Origin of the sequence: Micromonospora sp. NBRC 107095 (assembly GCF_030269705.1) — a bacterium.
Lineage (GTDB): Bacteria > Actinomycetota > Actinomycetes > Mycobacteriales > Micromonosporaceae > Micromonospora > Micromonospora parva.
The window spans coordinates 460,865-478,773 of sequence record NZ_BSTU01000006.1; the positions used below are offsets into that span (position 1 = coordinate 460,865).

Consider the following 17,909-nt stretch of genomic DNA (forward strand, 5'->3'; position numbering starts at 1 on the left):
GTGGACGTTACCCCGGAGGCTGCCAGCGTGGCCCAATCACCTCGTGCGGCGTCGATCTCCCTGCACGGCATCCAGAAGCGCTACCCGAACGGCACCGAAGCTGTCCGGGACCTCAGCCTGGACGTCCGGGCCGGCGAACTGGTGGTGCTGATCGGCCCGTCCGGCTGCGGCAAGTCGACAGTGCTGCGGATGATCAACCGCCTGATCGAACCGACCGCCGGTCGCATCACGCTCGGCGACGAAGACGTCACCGATGTCGACCCGGTGCGCCTACGCCGTCGAATCGGGTACGTGATCCAGAACGTCGGTCTGTTTCCACACCAGACGGTGCGGGCCAACGTGGCCACGGTGCCGGGCCTGCTCCGCTGGCCCAAGAGCCAGACCCGGGCCCGGGTCGACGAGCTGCTCGACCTGGTCGGGCTGGATCCGGCCGAGTTCGGTGGTCGCTACCCGCACGAGCTGTCCGGTGGCCAGCGTCAGCGTGTCGGGGTGGCCCGCGCACTCGCCGCCGACCCGGTGGTGCTGTTGATGGACGAGCCGTTCTCGGCCGTCGACCCGATCGTCCGGGCCCGCCTCCAGGAGGAGTTCCTGCGCCTTCAGGCCGAGGTGCGGAAGACGATCGTGCTGGTCACCCACGACCTCGACGAGGCGGTCCGGCTCGGCGACCGGATCGCGGTGCTCTCCGCGGGCGGGCACCTGGAGCAGTACGACACCCCGGCCGCGCTGCTCGGCGCACCCGCCACCGGGTTCGTACGCGAGTTCGTCGGCGCCGACCGGGGCATTCGCCGACTGGCGGTGACCCCACTGGACCGCGACGCGCTGGAGCCGGTGCCCGAGGGCACCGCAGCGGACCTGCCCACCGTGGCGGTGGACGGCTCCGCGTACGACGCGCTGGCGGTCCTGCTCACCTCCGGCCGGGACCGGCTCCTGGTGACCGACGCCGGCCGGCCGGTCGGGACGCTCAGCCGACAGCGCCTCCTCGACCTCGGCCGCCCCACCACCTGACCCGCGACCGCCGAGGCGGTCGGGTCGGTCAGGCGCGACCGCCCAGGCTGGCGACCCCGATGATCCAGCCGGTGAGGAAGCCGTAACCGGCACCGGTGCTGGCGGCCTCCAGGGCCCCCAGCAGCGACGGTGCCGGGCCGAGCAGCACCGCCAGCACGGCGGCCAGCCCACCGGCCAGCACGTAGGCGGCCCAGCCGGAGAAGAACTGGCTGACCGGGCCGGGCACCCGGGCGACCTGGGCGGCGGGCAGCAGGTAGAGCAGGGCCACCGCCAGGACCACCAGCAGCACGGCCCGCGCGTCGGCGGCGAACAACCCGCCGGCCTGCCCGTCCGCGTCCAGCCGCCAGGCCGGCCACGCGAGCAGGCGCGCGTAGAAGGCACCGCCCGACTGCGGGTCGGTCAAGGTGGCGGCCCAACCGGTGTACGCCGGACTGCCGCAGATGCCGACCAGCAGCAACACGGCAAGCGCGCCGGTGCCCGCGGCTGTGCCGTAGCGGCTGACCGGACCGGACCGGTGCAGGAACGACGCCATCCGCCCAGCGCCCGCACCGTTGGATCGGGCGGACCTGGGCTGCCCCGAGCGGCTCAGTGCTTCATCAGGTAGTCGATGAAGGCGGCCCGCAGCAGCGGCGCCGACTCCTCGTACCCGTGACCGGTGAGCTCCCGCCACAACGCGTTGGCCTCGTCGATCGTCGGGCCGATCGAGTTCGGGGCGCCGTCCAGCACGGTGGCCTCGTCCGCGTTCGGCAGGTGGCGGATCACCGACCAGTAGAACTTGACGTCGCGACGCTCCCGGGCCAGGGCGAACGCCCGCTCCCGCAGTTCCTCGGTGGGCAACGCGTCAAGCTCTTCGAACGAGGTTCCGCCGGGGGTGGCGGCAGGTGTGTCGGTCATGTCGCCGAGCCTAACTGTCGAGATCAGCTCCGGCTCGGCGGACGCGACGCGGCTCACCGCCCGTCCGTGTCCCACCGCCGCGGGCCGTCCTCCCAGCGCGGATCCCGCCACGGGTCGGCGGGCGGGGGCGCGGCCTGGGTCGGCAGGGTGGGCGGCCAGTTGTCGACCGACTGCGGCTGCGGCACGGTCCAACCCGAGCTGATCGTGCCGTCGCTGACCGGCTCGGGCTGCTCGGGGCCGCCCGCCCGGGGTCGCCCGAGCGTCTCGACCAGCCGGGTCGCCAGTAGCCCGACGCCGAGCGCCGCCCCGCCGACCACCCAGTTGCTCAACGTCCAGTCGCGCTCCGACGCGTACACCTGGAAGACGGCGACCAGACCGACCGCCAGCAGCGTGCCGAACACCCCGCCCCGGCGGCCGTACGCGCTGGTGCCGGCGAGCAGGGCCACACCGACTGCCAGCACCGTCCAGTCCAACCCCGAGGTCGGCGCCACCGGACCGGGGTCGTTCGCGGCGAGCAGCACACCGGCGAGAGCGGCCAGCACCATGGAGACGACCAGCGCGACAGCGGTCACCACGGCGGCCACCGCACCCCGGCGGCGGGCCGCGTCGGTGACCGGCCGGTACCGGCCGACGAGCCGGCGGATCGCCCGGATCGCGCCGAACAGCCCACCGAGGACGGCCACCGCGGCGAAGCCGGCGAAGAGGTACCCGGCGCTTCTGGTCGGTTCGTAGTCACCCTGCACCAGCACGGGCGCCGACCGGCGTTCGATGTACACCACCACGGCGGCGGCACCGGCCAGGCTGGCGGCCCAACCCGGCACGTGCAGCACCACCACGGCCAGCGCCAGCACCAGCCCGCCCACCGCCGCGACCGCCACCGCCGGGCCGATCGACGCCGGCAGGCCCCGGTCACCCTGCTCGGCGTAGTGCAGGGCCGCCGCCACCGCCACCGGGCCGATGGCCAGGTTGGGCGCCGCCGTCCGCAGACTCAGCCCCGCGGCCAGCGCGAGCAACCCCAACCCGACCGCGTCGATCAGCAGGGTGCGCAGGTTGCCGTCGCGCACCGCGGCCGGGTCCTCCTGCCAGAGCAGCCAGCTCACGGCCGCCAGACCGGCCAGCAGCACCAGCTCCCACCCCAGGTGTACGCCGATCCGGTCCCGGCCGGGTTCACCGTGGGTGGGGTCGTCGAAGACGTTCTCCAGTACCGCGGCCGGCACCCCCGACGAGGGCTCGGCCGACCGGTCCCGGCCCGCTTCTTCGTACCCCATGACGCCGCCTCCCCAGTGGCCGACCGCCCCCAGTCCGGCGCGCGGATGGGCCCTGGGCGGCCTCGCTCTGTGATCGCAGGCACCGTACCCGCGCCCGGAGCCGGGCGTAACCCCCTGCTCAGCGCTGGCCGGGGCGGCTCTCGCGTGGGTCCTGCTCGCGCTCGTCGTCCGGGCGTTCGGGCACCCGGCAGGAGCGCTCCAGCCAGAGCGCGGCGCCTACCAGGGCCAGTGAGGCGAGCAGACCCCCGCCGGCGGCCGGTCGATCGTCCAGGGCGGCCCGGGTGGTCTCCACGAAGAGCCAACCGGTGAGCCCCGCGTAGAAGCCCGCGAAGATCGCCGCGGCCAGTGCCGACGCCTTGGCCAGCACCACGAAGCGGGCGACCATCAGCGGGTTGACCGGGTCCCGGCCCGGCTTGCGTTCGATCCGACCCCGCGTGTTGATCGCCGCGTACGCCTCCAGCACGGCGAGCCCGGCCAGCGTCACCACCGGCAGCCAGGGCAACCGGGGAATGCCGCTGTAGTAGAGGGTGCTGATCAGCAGCCAGGCCACCGCCGCCGCGGCCAGCCCGGCCACGACCAGGGTCGAGATCCGGGTGGGGCCCATCCGGGACCCGTCCGGGCCCGACCCGCGGGGTGGGGGCTTCGCCTGCGTCATGCCGGCCGGTTCCGCTCGGTCATGCCGTCGACTCTAACGCCAACTCCGGCCGGGGACGCAGTTCCAACGCCTCGTCCGCCACCGGACCGGCAGTCAGCAGGTCGGTCAGCCAGCCGTGACCCGGCAGCCGACCGTACGGCTGGATGTCGATCCACGGGCGCAGCACGAAGGCGCGCAGGTGGGCCCGGGGGTGCGGCAGGGTCAGCTCCGCGTCGTCGCTGAGCACCGGCTCGCCGTCGTCGCCCCAGACCGCGATCACGTCCACGTCGAGGGTGCGCGGCCCGAACCGCCGCTGCGGGTCCCGGACCCGACCGGCCGCACGCTCCGCGTCGCGGGCCCGCTCCAGCCAGTCGCGCGGGGTCGCACTGTCGTCCTGGGCCAGCACCACCGCGTTGAGGTACGCGGGCTGGTCGGTGTCACCCCACGGTGGAGTCTCGTACACCCCGGAGAGCACGAGCACCGCGTCGCCGAGGGTGGCGACGGCCGTACGCAGGTGCTCCAACCGGTCGCCCAGATTGCTGCCGAGCGAGAGGACCGCCCGGGTCACCGGGTACGCGCCCGGGTCATGGTGACGGCCACGTCGGTGAACGTGTGCGGCACCGGAGCCTCCGGCTTGTGCACGGTGACCGTCGCGGCGTCGACCCGAGCGTCTGCCAGGCAGACCGTGAGGAGCCGGTCCGCGAGGGTCTCGATCAGGTTGACCGGCTCGCCGGTCACCACCGCGACCAGGCGTTCGGCCAGCTCGCCGTAGTGCACGGTGGCGGTGACGTCGTCGCTGGCCGCGGCCGGGCCGAGGTCCAGCTCCAGGACGGCGTCGACAACGAAGTCCTGCCCCTGTACGCGTTCGAAGTCGTACACCCCGTGCCGGCCGTGCGCCCGCAGGCCGGTCAGCTGGATCCGGTCCGTCGTCATCGCCGTACCTCGTGTTCGTGATCGTGTTGCGCTCGTCCCTGGTCGCGGGACGCAGCGGCGAGACGGGGACTCCCGGTGGCGGCCCAGACGGCGAGCGCGTCGGTGGTGGCCCGTACGTCGTGCACGCGTACGCCCCAGGCGCCCGCGGCGACCGCCAGCACGCTGGTGGCCACGGTGGCCGCCTCCCGCTGGGCGGTCGGTCGCGGAGTGCCGTCCGGGGCGGCGAGCAGGCCGCCGAGATACGACTTCCGGCTGGCCCCGAAGAGCAGCGGGTAGCCGAGATCCAGCAACTCCGGCAGGCGGGCGCTGAGCTCCCAGTTGTGGGCGGCCGTCTTGGCGAAGCCGAGCCCGGGGTCGACGACGAGACGGTCGGCGGCCACCCCGGCGGCCAGCGCCGCGTCGATCCGTTGGGCCAACTCGGCCCGCACGTCGGCCACCACGTCGGTGTAGGTGGCCAGCTCGCGCATCGCCCGGGAGTGGCCACGCCAGTGCATCAGCACCCACGGACAGCCCGCGTCGCGGACCACGCGCGCCATGTCCGGGTCGGCCAGGCCGCCGGAGACGTCGTTGACCACGGCCGCGCCGGCGGCCAGCGCGGCCTCCGCCACCCGGGCGCGGCTGGTGTCGACGCTCACCGGCACACCGGCGGCGGTCAGCTCGCGGATGACCGGCAACACCCGTTCGGCCTCGGTCGCGGCGTCGATCCGCTCAGCGCCCGGACGGGTCGACTCGCCACCGATGTCGACCAGGTGCGCGCCGGCATCGCGCAGACGGACGCCGTGTCCGACGGCGGCGTCCAGGTCGGCGTACCGTCCGCCGTCGGAGAAGGAGTCCGGCGTGACGTTGAGGACGCCCATCACCACCGGGCCCGAGGCCCGCACCAGATCGGTCACGACTAGACGGTACCGGTCGCGGCAGCGGCGCCCAGCGACCCGGGTCGGCCCTGCGGCACTGCCCCTGACGTGCCGATTAGAACAGGTGTACGATCGGTCATCCGGGCAGCATCGGGCAGGCCCTTCGCGGCTTGTCGCAATCCGGGGCGGCCCGTACGCTTTGGAATTGGCCAGCATCGAGATGGCGAAGCTTGGAGGGAGGGCCGAAGCGGGGGAAATCCGCCCAAACCTCGCCACCCTCCGTGGTGAGTAACGAACACAGGGTCAAGAACGCCATGCCCTGTGGAGCACTTTTCCCGCAAGGCTTGCCTATTGCACCGCCGCGGCACCGCCGGCCGCGCTATGGGGAGGTTCCAGTGATCGCCTTCGAGCTCATGGAGACGGCGTCGTCCGGCGTCGCCCACGCGCTCTCCACCCTGGCGTCGGCTCCACTCGCGGAGCCGGCACCGAAGGGGATCGACACCAACGGTGTCGTCACCTTCTTCGCCAGCAAGATCGCGCCGATCCTGCTCGCCGTCCTGGGCGTCATCTTCATCGGCCGTGCCAGCCGAGGCGAGATCTCCAAGGTGCTGACCAGCTCCGCGATCGCCATCGTCGGGCTCGCCTTCATCGCCGGCGCCGCAACACTCTTCTTCGTCGGCGATTACCTGATCGACCTGATCTTCGAATAGGCGCGTTCACCAGATGCGGCTGCGCACCGACGACGACATCTACCGGGCCCGCCTGGTCTACCTCGGGCCGCCCGGTTACACCCTTCCGGTCCACCTGCCCTACGCCCAGTACGGGCTCTTCATCCTGCTGGTCCCCCTCTACATGTTCATCCACTGGCTGTTCACGTTGACGGTCGAGCTCTTCCCGGCCTGGGAGATCGCGCTCGCCATCGTGACCACGTCGTTCATCTTCCGGCACGTCGACCCCGATCGGCCGGCGCGGGTGGTCATCCGCACCGCGCTGACCGACTGGCGACGCACCCGGGAGCCGGCGGTCGAGCAGCGCGATCCGCGTCTGGTCGGCAGCCGGATCAGGATTCGGGAGGAGCTGGCATGACCGGACGCATGGCGAACGGTCCGTCATCGGACGCGGGCACGGGTCGGCCGACAGTCGCTGAGGCGGTGGCATGAGCCGCTCCTCCACGCCGGGTTCCCCGGCCGGCCGCCCAGGCGCGCCGGCCGGTCACCGTGCGCACTCATTCAACTACACCGAAGACGAGGACGAGGTCGCCCTCGACCCCGCGCTGGTGACGTCTCCCGGCCACGGTGCCGTCGGCGTGTTCCAGGCCCCCCGACCGGTCCCCCGCCGGACCCCACCGGCCGAACCCAGCACCGTGTCGGCCGGCGAGAACGCCGACATCGACTCCCCCTTCCTGGACCTCTTCGGCGGCGGGGCCCGGCCCGGCCCGGCCCGAGCCGTCACGGCCGGCCCGAGCACCCGCGAGCAACCGGCGATCCCGCACCAGCCGCCGCCACCCACCGCCAGCCCGGCACCAGCCCGTGCGGTTCCCGAAGTGGAGCCGCCCTGGACGCCCGACGACCAGCCCGGCAGCGGTGCCCGACCCGTCGAGGCACGCCACGGCGGCGGCCACCCGCCCACCGAGTCCCGGGTGCCGCACCAGGCCGGCGATCGACGGCCGATGCGGCGCCGACCGGACGAGCCCGACCCGTCCACCGGTCCCGGCTCACCGGCGGCGACCACCGACCCCGCCGGCCGGACAGCCGGCGCCCCGCCGAGCGGCCGACCCACGGCTCAGGCGGCCCGGCCCACCGCACCGGCCCCGCAGCCGGCCAGCATCGCCGGCACCGACCGCCCAGCCCTGGAACGCACGGCGCGACGGGCCACCGACCCGGATCGCCCCAGGAGCACCGGCACCGCGTCCACCGGCAAAGAGGTCGCCGCACCCCGCCAACGTGCGGCGAGCCGACCGGACCGACCGATCAAGCCGACCCGGGTACGGGCTCCAAAGATCAAGTTCGGAGATCGGGATCCGTCGGTCGAGTTGGCCATCACCGAGATCGCCGGGCACCTGACCTTCACGCCGAACACCGTCACGGCCTGGTACTGGCTGCCCGAGGTCCGCTGGGCGTTCCGGCCGGACGCCGAACGTGAGGCGCTGCTGTCGGCGATCTCCGAGCAGTACGCCGGCCTGGCCGGCTTCCGACTGCACCTGCGCCGCACCACCCGGCCGTTCCCCGCCGACGAGTGGGCCCGCACGATCGACACGCACACCTCGGCACCGCTGCCCGACGTCCCCGGCACCACCGGCTGGGCCGATCACCTGGTCGCCGCCCAACGCCACCTGATGGCGGTCAACCACGCCGAGGGGCAGACCTACCTGGGGGTCACCTTCGCCCGCCGCTCGCTCGGCGACTCGCTCACCGAGCGGCTGCTGCGCACCTTCGGCCGGGGCACCGCCGACGGCGAACGCCGCAAGCTGGGCCGCACCGTCGAGCAGTTCGACGAGGTGCTCGGCGCGTTCGGCATGCGCGGCCGGCGGGTCACCGCCCAGGAACTGGAATGGCTGCTCTACCGCTCGGTGGCGCTGTGCATGTCACCGCCGAGCACCCTCTCCCCCGTCACCGACGGGCGCTGGGAGCGCGGTGACCTGCTCGCCATGACCGAGCAGGTGGAGCGCTACCGCACCCCGTACGGCTCGACCGTCAAGCTGGTCAACCGGATGACCGGTGAGGAGCGGCACGTGGCCGTGCTCGCCGTCGGCCGGATGGAGCCGCTGGAGATCCCCGAACGGCACGAGCCCTGGCTGCACTTCCACGAGCGGTTGCCGTGGCCGATGGAGATCTCCACCCGCGTCGACATCCTCGGCTCCGGCGACTCCTTCCGCAATCTCGAACATCGACTGCGGATGATCCGCTCGCAACAGCTCGACTACGCCGAACACGGCATCGACGCGCCCCCCGAACTGGAGCGACTGGCCAAGCGCGCCCTGGTGATCGGCGACGAGATGACCACCGGCCTGCCGGTCGACTCGGCCCGTGCGCACGGCTGGCACCGGATCGCGGTCGGCGGCCGGACCAGGGAGGAATGCCTGGAGCGGGCCCGCCGGCTCATCCAGCTCTACTCCCGGGAGCTGCGCATCTCGTTGCAGCACCCGAAGAACCAGGACTGGCTGGCCCGCGAATTCATCCCCGGGGAGCCGATCGCCAACACCGGCTACGTCCGACGCATGCCGGTGCCGTTGCTCGCCGCCGCGCTCCCGCAGGCAGCATCGAACGTGGGCGACCGGCGGGGCGACCTCATCGGCCGGACCGCCGGCACCTGCCGCCGCCCGGTCTTCCTCGACCTGCACTTCCCCATGGAGGTCCGGGAACGCTCCGGGCTCGCGGTCTTCGTCGCCGAACCGGGCGGTGGCAAGTCGACACTGCTCGGCGCCCTGGGCTACCTGGCCGCCCGCCGAGGTGTCCAGGTGACCCTGCTCGACCCGTCCGGCCCGCTGGCCCGCCTCTGCGCGATGCCCGAACTGCGGCCGTACTCCCGGGTGTTGAACCTGACCGGTTCGGAGCACGGCACCCTGGCGCCCTACTCACTCATCCCGACGCCGCTGCGCTCCGAGTTCGGGCCCGGGGCCGCCGGTGACCGGGAGTTCGAGATCGCCGTCTCCAACGCCCGGGCCGAGCGGCGGATGCTGGTCCAGGACATCTGCATGATGCTCGTCCCACCGCAGGTGGCCAGGGAGGCGTCGACAGCCACCCTGTTCCGGCACGCCGTCCGGCAGGTCCCCGCCGAGGAAACGTCCACCCTGGACGACGTGGTGAGCTGCCTCGGGCGGCTCGACGACGACGCCGGAAAGGAACTGGCGAACCTCCTGCTGGACACCGCCGAGATGCCGTTGGCCATGCTCTTCTTCGGCCGACCGCCGGAAGGGCTGCTCGGTGCCGACGCGGCACTCACCGTCATCACCATGGCCGGGCTACGGTTGCCCGACCTCAAGATCGAACGTGAGTACTGGTCAGCCGAGGAAGCCCTGGCCCTGCCGATGCTGCACACCGCGCACCGGCTCGCCGTCCGGCGCTGCTACGGCGGCTCGATGTCGTCCCGCAAACTCGTCGGCCTGGACGAGGCGCACTTCATGGAGGGCTGGCGCTCCGGGCGCTCCTTCCTGGTCCGGCTCGCCCGCGACTCCCGCAAGTGGAACCTGGCCGCGCTGGTCGCCTCCCAGAACCCCCGCGACATCCTCGGCCTCGACGTGCAGAACCTCGTCTCCACCGTCTTCGTCGGCCGCATCGCCGAGGACGCCGAGATCGCCTCCGAGGCCCTGCGGCTGCTGCGGGTGCCGGTCAACGACGGATACGAGGCCACCCTCGCCTCCCTCTCCGCCGCCGACGCCAACTCGGCCGCCCGCCTCGGCTTCCGCGAATTCGTGATGCGCGACGTGGACGGCCGGGTGCAGAAGGTCCGAGTCGACGTCTCGTACGTCGAAGGGCTGCTGGACCACCTCGACACGACGCCCGCCGCGATCGCCGCAGCGGCCGGAGTGCTGCCGAGCATCCCCCTGCCGGATCTGGAGGCGTGACATGGCTAGGGCCTGGGTCAAGGTCCTCGGTCGAGCCGAGGCGGAGGGCCGTGACCCAGGCCCGGGAGCCTGGGCAAGGCTCGCGTCGTTCCTGCTCACCCTCGGCGTACTGGCCGGGGCCAGCCTCACCTGGCCGCTGATCGGCGCGGAGGCCGCCGCCGCCGCGCCTCCGGCCGCCCAGGCCCGAGCCGATCTCTGCACGACCGCTGAATGGCAGGCCGACTTCCGCACCTGCGTGGGCAAGCTGAAGCAGGTCAGCCAGGCTGAGATCGATTGCCGAAAGCCACCCGTGCCGTCCGCCCCGGATTCTGGCCTTGCCGGCTGGTTCGCCTCTCGCCCGGATTCGTCAAAGCTGCCCGGGCCGAAGGGCATCTACAGCGACTACGGCTACGGCGGTTACAGCTTCAACACCTATGACGTGGATGGTGGTTGCGCCTCCACCATTCTCCATCCGGACTACAAGTTCACCACCACTGTCGCCAACGGTGAGCTCATGATCGCCACGGCGGTCGTGGGCGCCTCGAACGCCCTGCGGGAGCGGGCCTGGGATCCACGCGCGATGTGGGACTGGGCCGACCCGCTGGTGGAGAAGGCCACCAAAGCCGTCTACCAGAAGGTGTTCAGCGTCTTCGGGATCGTCACGCTCTGCGTGGTGGGTCTCTATCTGCTCTGGCGCTCCCGGCAATCGGACATGAGCAACGCGATGACCACCGCAGGCTGGGCATTGCTGGTGATGGTCGCGGTCACGGCGCTGGCCGCCTGGCCGGTCAAGTCGGCGAACATCGCCGACGGCACTCTGATCACCTCCCTCGGCGTCGTGCACGACGCCATAGGCCCGGCTTCAAGGGATACCCCGCCGGATCAATGCGACGATCCGGATCCCAAGGCCTGCAAGGACAACCGACCGCCGGCTGTCCGGGCCAGCGACACTGCCACCGAATCGATGCTCTACCGCAACTGGCTGCGTGGAGTGCTCGGCTCGGCGGACAGCGAGACGGCTCGTAAGTACGGTCCGGCGCTCTATGACGCGAAGGCCCTCTCCTGGGAGGAGTCGGAAAAGCTACGTGCCAACCCGGCCACCCGGGATGCCACGATCAAGGCCAAGCAACAGCAGTGGATGACGGTTGCCGAGCAGATCAAGACCGAGGATCCGGAGGCGTACGAGTTCCTGACGGGGACCCGAGACATGGACCGGATCGGCTCCGGGTTCATCGCGGTGCTCGCGGCAGTGCTCTTCGCGATGTTCGATCTCACCGCGTCGGTGCTCGTGCTGCTCGGCTTCCTGATCTTCCGCTGGGCGGTGATCGCTGCCCCGATTCTCGGCACTATCGGTCTGCTCCGACCCGCCAGCGCCGGGCTTCGCCGGCTGGCCAATGCGGTCGTTGCCGCAGTGTTCAACATTGCCATCTTCGGCACTGGTGCCGCGATCTACCTGTTCGCGGTTGATCTGATCATGAGCACCCCCACCCTGCCGGGTTGGCTTCAGGTGGTGCTGGTGTGGCTCTGTGGAGTGGTCGGATGGCTGCTGCTGCGGCCCTACCGACGGATCACCCAACTCGGCGGCAAGGACAGCAGCGAAGCGGTGAGTTCGGCCGGCTCCTGGCACCGCCGGTTCTTCCGCGACATGCGGACCGCAGCGCGGCTGGACGTGGCGGAGCCGGGCGGCACCGCCGAACCGGTGGGCGGACGTCGCCGGTCACCCGACGCGGAGCAGACCCGCCTACGACCGGAGGCGCGGCGGGAGGACCCGGCCCCGGTGCCGACCGCCGCAGCCGAGGGCCGGCGCACCGACACGGTGCGTCCGGACGGTCGAGAGCGGCCCGACGAGGCACCGGCCGAGGAGGGGCGCGGTCGGAGCCGCCCGGTCGCCCCGCAGCCCCGACGCCGACAGCCGGCAACCTGGACCGAACCCGATGTGCCGGCTGAGAACCCGTCGTTCGTGGTCTACCGCCCGGGCTCCTCCGAACGAGCGCCGGATCGCACCGGACCTCGGGTGCGCTCAGAGGCGAGGTGACGGCCATGCGACGGGCGTTGGAGTTCCTCTTCACCCGGGCGCTGCGCTCCCGGCTGGGCATTGCGCTGTTGATCGGGGTGGTGGTCGTCAGTGTGCTCGGGGCAGCCCGGCTGGTCGGCAACCCGGTCGATTCGACGGATGGATTGAGCAACCGTCCGGATGGACCGATCATCACCGTGGACCCGACAGCCGGTGACGACGGTCTGCTCAACAGCGCAGCTCCGCCGTCACCCGTGACGTCGCCCGGTGCCCGCACCCCGGAACAGACCGCCGACCGCTTCGCCGCAGCCTGGCTGGGCCGCCCCGGGATGACCAGCGAAGACTGGCAGGCTGGCCTGCGGCCACTGTCCACTCCGGCGTTGCGGGAGAAGTTGACCGGCGCCGAGCCCGAGAGCGTGCCCGCGGAGAAGGTCACCGGCCCGCCGACCATGCGGGAGCGGACCGAGACGTTCGTCGAGTTGCTGCTCCCCCTCGATAGCGGCCGGCTCCGGCTGGAGCTGGTCACCTCCGACGATGGTTGGCTGGTCGACGTTCTGGACTGGGAGCGGCCGTGAGCGACGTTGATAGCCCCACCCGCCGCCGGCCCCGGCTCGGTCTGATCGCCGCGGTGCTCACCGGGATGCTGCTCCTGCTCTGCTGCACCGGTGGCACCGCAGCGTTCTTCCTCACCGGGCTCGGCGGCGATGACGCCGAGAACGGGGACGTCCTCGCAGGAATGGAATGCGGACCGATCCGGGCGGTGAACGTCGCGGGCAAGCTGCCGCGGTTCGCCGAGTACGGCGACAGCCAGGTCCGCAATGCCGCGATCATCATCAAGGTTGGTCAGGACATGGGCGTGCCGTCGCGCGGCTGGGTGATCGCCCTCGCCACCGCGATGCAGGAATCCGCCCTTCGCAACCTGGCGAACAGCGGCGTACCCGAGTCCCTGGCCCTGCCCCACGAGGGCGTTGGCGCGGACCACGACTCGCTGGGCCTGTTCCAGCAGCGTCCGGGGTGGGGCTCCGTCGCCGAGCGGTTGAATCCGGCGTACGCGGCCCGCAAGTTCTACGAGAAGCTCCTCAAGGTTCAGGGCTGGCAAGGCCGACCGCTGACAGTGGTCGCGCAGCGGGTGCAGGTCAGCGCGTACCCGGACGCGTACGCCAAACACGAAGAGGTGGCCAGCCGGATCGTGGACGCGCTGGCCGGCGGTGCGGCCCGCACTGTCGAGATCAACGGCAAGGCGGTGTGCGACGCGGCGGAGCGCGGCCAGATCGCCGCCTCCGGCTGGACCGCGCCGATACCCGGCAGGGTGGGCTCCGGTTTCCGCACCGCCAGCCGGCCCAGCCACAACGGCGTCGACATCGGCGCGGCCAAGGGCACCGAGATCCGCGCGGCAGCGACCGGTCGGGTGCTGGTCTCGACCTGCGACGAGGACCACCGCGGCCGCCAGGACTGCAACGTGGACGGATTCCCCGGCAAGGGGGGTTGCGGCTGGTTCGTCGACCTGCTGCACGCCGGTGGCTACATCACCCGCTACTGCCACATGGTGGTCCAGCCCTTCGTCAAGAAGGACCAGATCGTGAGCGCCGGTCAGGTGATCGGCAAGGTCGGCAGCAGTGGCAACTCCTCCGGCCCGCACCTGCATTTCGAGGTACACCTGCGCAACAACCGCAGCGCCTCCGGCGCGGTGAATCCGGTCCCGTTCATGCGCGAGCGGGGCGCCCCGCTGCGCGCCGCCGAGTGAGGCCACCGCGGTATGACCGGACCATTACCCGATCCCTTCGCCGACCACCCCGACTGGGCACCGCAACCACCTCGACCGCTGGCCATCGTCCCCGCGACGGAGCGGGTCGACCTACGCGGGCGGCGGGTGCTGGTCGGGCTGCCCGGGTTGGGTTGGCGTGGCGATCTGCGCGCGGACGACCGGGTGGTGCAGAACGCCCGGACCTACGTGCCGGTGATCCCCGAGCACGAGTGGTACCGGGCCGAAGCCGACCAGGTCGAGGTGTTCGCCCCCTTGGTGCCGGTGGAGCGGGTCTGGGTGGAGACCGTCGGCAGCCGACCGGTGGGGGATGGCGCCCGGGACACCGGCATCCGGTTGGTCTCGCTGGACGGCCCGGCACACCGGGCTCCCACGCCGGTCTTCGAAGCCGACGCGGTCACCGGGCGGCGGGTGGTGCACGTCGAGAACGGCCTGGAGCATCGTGACCTTCGAGCGGTCACCGAGACCTACTCGGGAGCCGAAGGGGACATCTGCGTGCGGATCACACCCGAAGTGGAGTGGTACCGCTGGGCCTGGCGCGGCCAGTCACCCACCACGCTGGAGGTTCCAGTTCACCTGCTCTGGATCGAGTGACATCAGCCAGCACGTGCGCCGCCACATACCTGCCAACCGCCGTCAGCCTCGACCACAGTAAACGTCCAGTCCTCTCGGCGACTGCTTCGCACGACTCCCTCGGCAACGCCGGAAATAGTCAGCGTGGTGGCAACAACTTCTCCCGCACCCGACTGTGTGCGAGTCAGTGCACCCCAACTGACTCGCACAGTGACCCCAAACTTCGCCTCACGCTGCTCAGCCTCAGCTCGCAGGTCTCGAACAGGCTGAAGGGCAGCTCCGCTCTCGCAGGTGAAGAGGTCTGCTCTCGTGTCATTGCGATCCACAAGGAACGCGCGCAGATAGTTGTCCACCACTACGTCGGGCGCGCTGCGGTCCGGGGCTGAGGCGCGGTCGTACCAGACGTAGGCGGTGGCGATTCCGCCGAGACACAGCAGCGCGAGCACGCCAGCGGCGACAGTGAGCACCGTCCGCATACGGCGGCGTGGAGGCTGCGGTGCCGGCGCTGCCGGGGCGGGCGGCAGCTGCTCGGACGGTGTCCGCTGGGCCGGTACGCGGGAGACCTGGGAACCGGCGGGGGGCTGCACTGATTCCACCTCCTGAAGTTAACGGCTGGACGCTCCGGAGCCAATGCCTCAGATCCAGCGGATCGTGACGGACCCCTCCCCACCGGTGAGATCCGCGACAACACCGGCGCAGCGCCGAGGCACCTCCCGGAGGTGCGCCCGCGGCTGGGATACCGTCTCTGCTTGGGGAGGGGTTGCCAACCTCGGGTAGAGGGGGTGGACGCGGTGGCCGGTCCGAAGGCTCGCACGAACCGCGCCGCAGCCCTGCACCGTCGGGCGACGGCTGTCGCGACTGCGGCTGCCGGGATCCTGGACGAGACGCGGCCGGCTCCGGCGGATCAGCGCCGTCAGTACGAAGTGGCCGACCGGCTACGGTCGGCTGCAGCGGTGTTGGCTCCGGGCTGGGCGGGCGCGGCGCTGGATTCGCTGTCCGTGGACTCGCCGGCTGGTGATGGTCCGCCACCGTTCGTTCGGGTCGGCACTGCCGCGCCGTTGGACGACGCTCGTTTCCCCGCGTTGGTGCCACTTGTCGGCACCGGTCATCTCACCGTGGACGTTGACGCGCGCGAGCCGCGGGTGGCGGGGTTGCTCCGGGCCGTACTCCTGCGGTTGTTGGGTGCGGCGCCGGCGGGTGCCCTGTTGATTCGCGCGGTGGACGCCACCGGGGCGGTGTTGACGCCGTTCGGGGCGCTCGCGGACGCCGGTCTGCTGCCGCCGCCAGCGGTGGATGTGGCGGGTCTACGCGCGGTGCTGACCGAGGCCGAGCAGTGGGTCACGCCGGGGGCGAGTGGGCGTCGTCGTCACGATCGGACGCTGTTGCTGGTGGTGGCCGCGTTGCCGGAGTCGACCGGTCCGACCGATCTGGCGCGCATCGAGACGTTGGCCGAGCAGGGGCCGGCTGCTGGGCTGCATCTGGTGGTGGCGGGTTGGCCTCCGGCCGGCCCGTACTCGGCCCGGGCACCGCTGCCGCTGAGCACTGCGCTGGCGTTGCGTAATGCGTACGCGCTGCTCGGTGACCCGCCGGGGGCGTCGTTCGCCGGGCCGGGCGCGGATCCGCCGGGTGGTTTGAACTCTCCGGTCTTCGTGGAGTCGGACCCGCCGACCGAGTTGGTCGACGCGGTCTGTCGGCGGCTCGCCGAGCAGGTGGAGGCGGGTTCCCGGTTGGCGTTGGGGGCCCTGCTGCCGCCGACGGGTGAGCGGCTGTGGGAGTCGGACTCGGTCGACGGGTTGACCACGACCGTCGGCGATGCCGGGGGACGGCCGGTGTCACTGGGTTTCACCGAGTTGACCCCGCACTGGCTGGTGAGTGGCCGGTCCGCGGCGGCCCGTGCGGCGTTCCTGACCACCGCGCTGCTCGGCCTGGCGGCCCGGTACGGCCCGGATGACCTGGCGTTCTACCTGGCGGATCTCGGCGACGGCGAGTCCTTCGTGGAGTTTTTGCAGACCGAGCGGGACCGGTCGTGGGTCCCGCAGGTGCGGGCGGCGGCGATGGCCGCCGACCGGGAGTACGTCCGGGATCTGCTTGAGGAGTTGACGGCCGAGGTCCAGCGCCGCACGGAGGCGGGTTCCCGGGCCGGGGGGCAACGCTTCGCGGAGTTGCGTCAGCATCAACCGCTGCCGCGCATCGTCTGTGTGGTGGACAATGTGCCGCTGCTGTTCGCCGGGCGGGATCGGCTGGCCGCCGAGGTGGCCGCCCAGTTGGACGGGCTGGCCCGGGCCGGTCGGGCGTACGGCGTGCACCTGGTGTTGGCCGGTGCGGGTGAGTTGGGGTTGAGTGCGCGCGCCGATGCCGGTCATCGGGATTCGGTGCTCGGGCAGTTTCCGGTTCGGGTGGCGCTGCCGGGTGGCAGTCCGGTGTTGGAGCCGACGAACGATTCGGCAGCCGGTCTGCCGGTGGGCAGTGCGGTGGTGAACACGGCCGGTGGGCTCGGCGGTCCGCGGGGTGCGATCCGGGGTCACGAGCGGTTGATCCGTCACCCGGATCCGCAGGATCATCCGGAGGTCGTGGAGGGGTTGCGGCACGAGTTGTGGGCGGCGCGTCCGACGGGGTCGGTACCGCCGGTGGTCTTCGCTGGTTATGCCCGCCCTCTGCTCGGTAACGATCCGCGCCATCGGGCGGCCTTGGCGGGGCAGGCGCATGGGCCGGCCGCCCTGTTGGGCCGGGCGGTGGACGTAGCCCGTTCGACGGTTGCGGTGCCGTTGGGGCCGGCGGCCGGGCGCAACCTCGCGGTGCTGGGCTCGGGCACCGCGGCGGGCGGGCTGTTGGCGACGGCGGCGCGGAGCACAGCGGCTCACCACGCACCGGGTGGCGCCCGTTTCCTGGTGGCGGCACCGGATCCGGGCTCCCGGGCGTTGGCGCAGGCGTTGACAGCCGAGTTGGCGGCCCGGCATTCGGCCGAGTTGGTGGACCTGCCGACGCTGCTCGCGGACACGGCCGACGACCTGCCGACGTACCTTGTGGTGTTCGGGCTGGACCGGCCTGGTCCTCGGGAGTTGCCGGTGGACCGGCTGCGGTCGCTCCTGCGGGACGGGCCTCCGGCGGGCCGGCATCTGCTGGGCTGGTGGCGTGCGGTGCCGCCGTTCGCGGCGTTGTTCGAACCGGCGGGCGAGGTCGACAAGCTGGCTGCGGTGGCGGTGCTGGACGTGCCGGTCGCGCAGCTCACCGCCGTCTTCGGCCGGCCGGTCGAGTGGCAGGCGCGCCCGGACCGGGCGGTGCTCTGGGACGGCCCGGACGAGCGGGGCACCGTCCTGGTGCCGTTCGCCGACGTGACCGGCTGATCGGGTGGCGCGGGTGGGGGTGCCGAGGTGAATTCGAACGCGACGGTGACCGGGCCGGGGCGACAGCGGGCCACTGCGGCGACTG

The 17,909-nt window shown here is 72.1% G+C and carries 17 protein-coding genes; 9 read left to right on the forward strand and 8 right to left on the reverse strand.

What is annotated here, in order from left to right:
• Positions 1–1,005, forward strand: a complete 1,005-nt coding sequence (locus QSK15_RS27905; RefSeq protein ID WP_285797037.1) for an ABC transporter ATP-binding protein — start codon at positions 1–3, stop codon at positions 1,003–1,005.
• 28 nt (positions 1,006–1,033) lie between these two features.
• On the opposite strand, the gene QSK15_RS27910 is transcribed toward QSK15_RS27905, so the two are convergent.
• The 7 genes from QSK15_RS27910 to folP all read right to left on the reverse strand — a co-directional run bounded on the left by QSK15_RS27910 (position 1,034) and on the right by folP (position 5,627).
• Positions 1,034–1,537: a hypothetical protein gene (locus QSK15_RS27910; protein WP_285797038.1), complete on the reverse strand. Its 504-nt coding sequence runs from the start codon at positions 1,535–1,537 to the stop codon at positions 1,034–1,036.
• A 53-nt stretch (positions 1,538–1,590) separates the two neighbouring features.
• Positions 1,591–1,899: a hypothetical protein gene (locus QSK15_RS27915; RefSeq protein ID WP_030327972.1), complete on the reverse strand. Its 309-nt coding sequence runs from the start codon at positions 1,897–1,899 to the stop codon at positions 1,591–1,593.
• 53 nt (positions 1,900–1,952) lie between these two features.
• On the reverse strand, positions 1,953–3,167 hold the full coding sequence (locus QSK15_RS27920; RefSeq protein WP_285797039.1) for an ABC transporter permease: 1,215 nt from the start codon (positions 3,165–3,167) through the stop codon (positions 1,953–1,955).
• A gap of 118 nt (positions 3,168–3,285) precedes the next feature.
• Entirely contained in the window at positions 3,286–3,822 is a 537-nt protein-coding gene (locus QSK15_RS27925; RefSeq protein WP_124775478.1) for a DUF3180 domain-containing protein, read from the reverse strand.
• A 19-nt stretch (positions 3,823–3,841) separates the two neighbouring features.
• Complete coding sequence (gene folK, locus QSK15_RS27930) at positions 3,842–4,369, reverse strand: 2-amino-4-hydroxy-6-hydroxymethyldihydropteridine diphosphokinase (protein WP_285797040.1); 528 nt, start codon at positions 4,367–4,369, stop codon at positions 3,842–3,844.
• Positions 4,366–4,734 (reverse strand): dihydroneopterin aldolase, encoded by a 369-nt coding sequence (gene folB / locus QSK15_RS27935; protein ID WP_285797041.1) that lies wholly within the window; start codon positions 4,732–4,734, stop codon positions 4,366–4,368. Before folB ends, folK begins: the two co-directional genes overlap by 4 nt.
• Complete coding sequence (gene folP, locus QSK15_RS27940) at positions 4,731–5,627, reverse strand: dihydropteroate synthase (protein WP_285797042.1); 897 nt, start codon at positions 5,625–5,627, stop codon at positions 4,731–4,733. The genes folB and folP overlap by 4 nt, the downstream gene beginning before the upstream one ends.
• A gap of 356 nt (positions 5,628–5,983) precedes the next feature.
• On the opposite strand from folP, the gene QSK15_RS27945 reads away from it, so the two are divergent.
• The 7 genes from QSK15_RS27945 to QSK15_RS27975 all read left to right on the forward strand — a co-directional run bounded on the left by QSK15_RS27945 (position 5,984) and on the right by QSK15_RS27975 (position 14,501).
• Positions 5,984–6,298 carry a hypothetical protein gene (locus QSK15_RS27945; RefSeq protein ID WP_053654780.1) on the forward strand — a complete coding sequence of 105 codons (315 nt, stop codon included), beginning with the start codon at positions 5,984–5,986 and terminating at the stop codon, positions 6,296–6,298.
• Between the two features lie 13 nt (positions 6,299–6,311).
• A complete protein-coding gene (locus QSK15_RS27950) occupies positions 6,312–6,674 on the forward strand; it encodes a hypothetical protein (protein ID WP_030327985.1) in 363 nt (120 codons plus the stop codon).
• Between the two features lie 70 nt (positions 6,675–6,744).
• The gene (locus tag QSK15_RS27955) at positions 6,745–10,152 is read left to right on the forward strand and encodes an ATP-binding protein (protein WP_285797043.1); all 3,408 of its coding nucleotides are present in this window, start codon (positions 6,745–6,747) and stop codon (positions 10,150–10,152) included.
• Between the two features lies 1 nt (position 10,153).
• A complete protein-coding gene (locus QSK15_RS27960) occupies positions 10,154–12,166 on the forward strand; it encodes an MFS transporter (protein ID WP_285797044.1) in 2,013 nt (670 codons plus the stop codon).
• A complete protein-coding gene (locus QSK15_RS27965) occupies positions 12,163–12,720 on the forward strand; it encodes a hypothetical protein (RefSeq protein ID WP_285797045.1) in 558 nt (185 codons plus the stop codon). Before QSK15_RS27960 ends, QSK15_RS27965 begins: the two co-directional genes overlap by 4 nt.
• Positions 12,717–13,889 carry a M23 family metallopeptidase gene (locus QSK15_RS27970; RefSeq protein WP_377617715.1) on the forward strand — a complete coding sequence of 391 codons (1,173 nt, stop codon included), beginning with the start codon at positions 12,717–12,719 and terminating at the stop codon, positions 13,887–13,889. Before QSK15_RS27965 ends, QSK15_RS27970 begins: the two co-directional genes overlap by 4 nt.
• 12 nt (positions 13,890–13,901) lie before the next feature.
• On the forward strand, positions 13,902–14,501 hold the full coding sequence (locus tag QSK15_RS27975; protein WP_285797046.1) for a hypothetical protein: 600 nt from the start codon (positions 13,902–13,904) through the stop codon (positions 14,499–14,501).
• A gap of 2 nt (positions 14,502–14,503) precedes the next feature.
• Here QSK15_RS27975 and QSK15_RS27980 read toward each other — a convergent pair whose 3' ends face one another.
• Positions 14,504–15,067 (reverse strand): hypothetical protein, encoded by a 564-nt coding sequence (locus tag QSK15_RS27980; protein ID WP_285797156.1) that lies wholly within the window; start codon positions 15,065–15,067, stop codon positions 14,504–14,506.
• Positions 15,068–15,262: 195 nt separating this feature from the next.
• Here QSK15_RS27980 and QSK15_RS27985 point away from each other — a divergent pair, with 195 nt between their 5' ends.
• Positions 15,263–17,824 (forward strand): FtsK/SpoIIIE domain-containing protein, encoded by a 2,562-nt coding sequence (locus QSK15_RS27985; protein WP_285797047.1) that lies wholly within the window; start codon positions 15,263–15,265, stop codon positions 17,822–17,824.
• The last annotated feature ends 85 nt before the right edge of the window (positions 17,825–17,909 follow it).

What these genes read in the sequence shown, in the direction of transcription:
- QSK15_RS27910 (WP_285797038.1), bottom strand. Translation starts at nt 1,537, where the DNA reads ATGGCGTCGTTCCTGCACCGGTCCGGTCCGGTCAGCCGCTACGGCACA.
- QSK15_RS27915 (WP_030327972.1), bottom strand. Translation starts at nt 1,899, where the DNA reads ATGACCGACACACCTGCCGCCACCCCCGGCGGAACCTCGTTCGAAGAG.
- QSK15_RS27920 (WP_285797039.1), bottom strand. Translation starts at nt 3,167, where the DNA reads ATGGGGTACGAAGAAGCGGGCCGGGACCGGTCGGCCGAGCCCTCGTCG.
- QSK15_RS27925 (WP_124775478.1), bottom strand. Translation starts at nt 3,822, where the DNA reads ATGACGCAGGCGAAGCCCCCACCCCGCGGGTCGGGCCCGGACGGGTCC.
- folB (WP_285797041.1), bottom strand. Translation starts at nt 4,734, where the DNA reads ATGACGACGGACCGGATCCAGCTGACCGGCCTGCGGGCGCACGGCCGG.
- QSK15_RS27950 (WP_030327985.1), top strand. Translation starts at nt 6,312, where the DNA reads ATGCGGCTGCGCACCGACGACGACATCTACCGGGCCCGCCTGGTCTAC.
- QSK15_RS27955 (WP_285797043.1), top strand. Translation starts at nt 6,745, where the DNA reads ATGAGCCGCTCCTCCACGCCGGGTTCCCCGGCCGGCCGCCCAGGCGCG.
- QSK15_RS27960 (WP_285797044.1), top strand. Translation starts at nt 10,154, where the DNA reads ATGGCTAGGGCCTGGGTCAAGGTCCTCGGTCGAGCCGAGGCGGAGGGC.
- QSK15_RS27975 (WP_285797046.1), top strand. Translation starts at nt 13,902, where the DNA reads ATGACCGGACCATTACCCGATCCCTTCGCCGACCACCCCGACTGGGCA.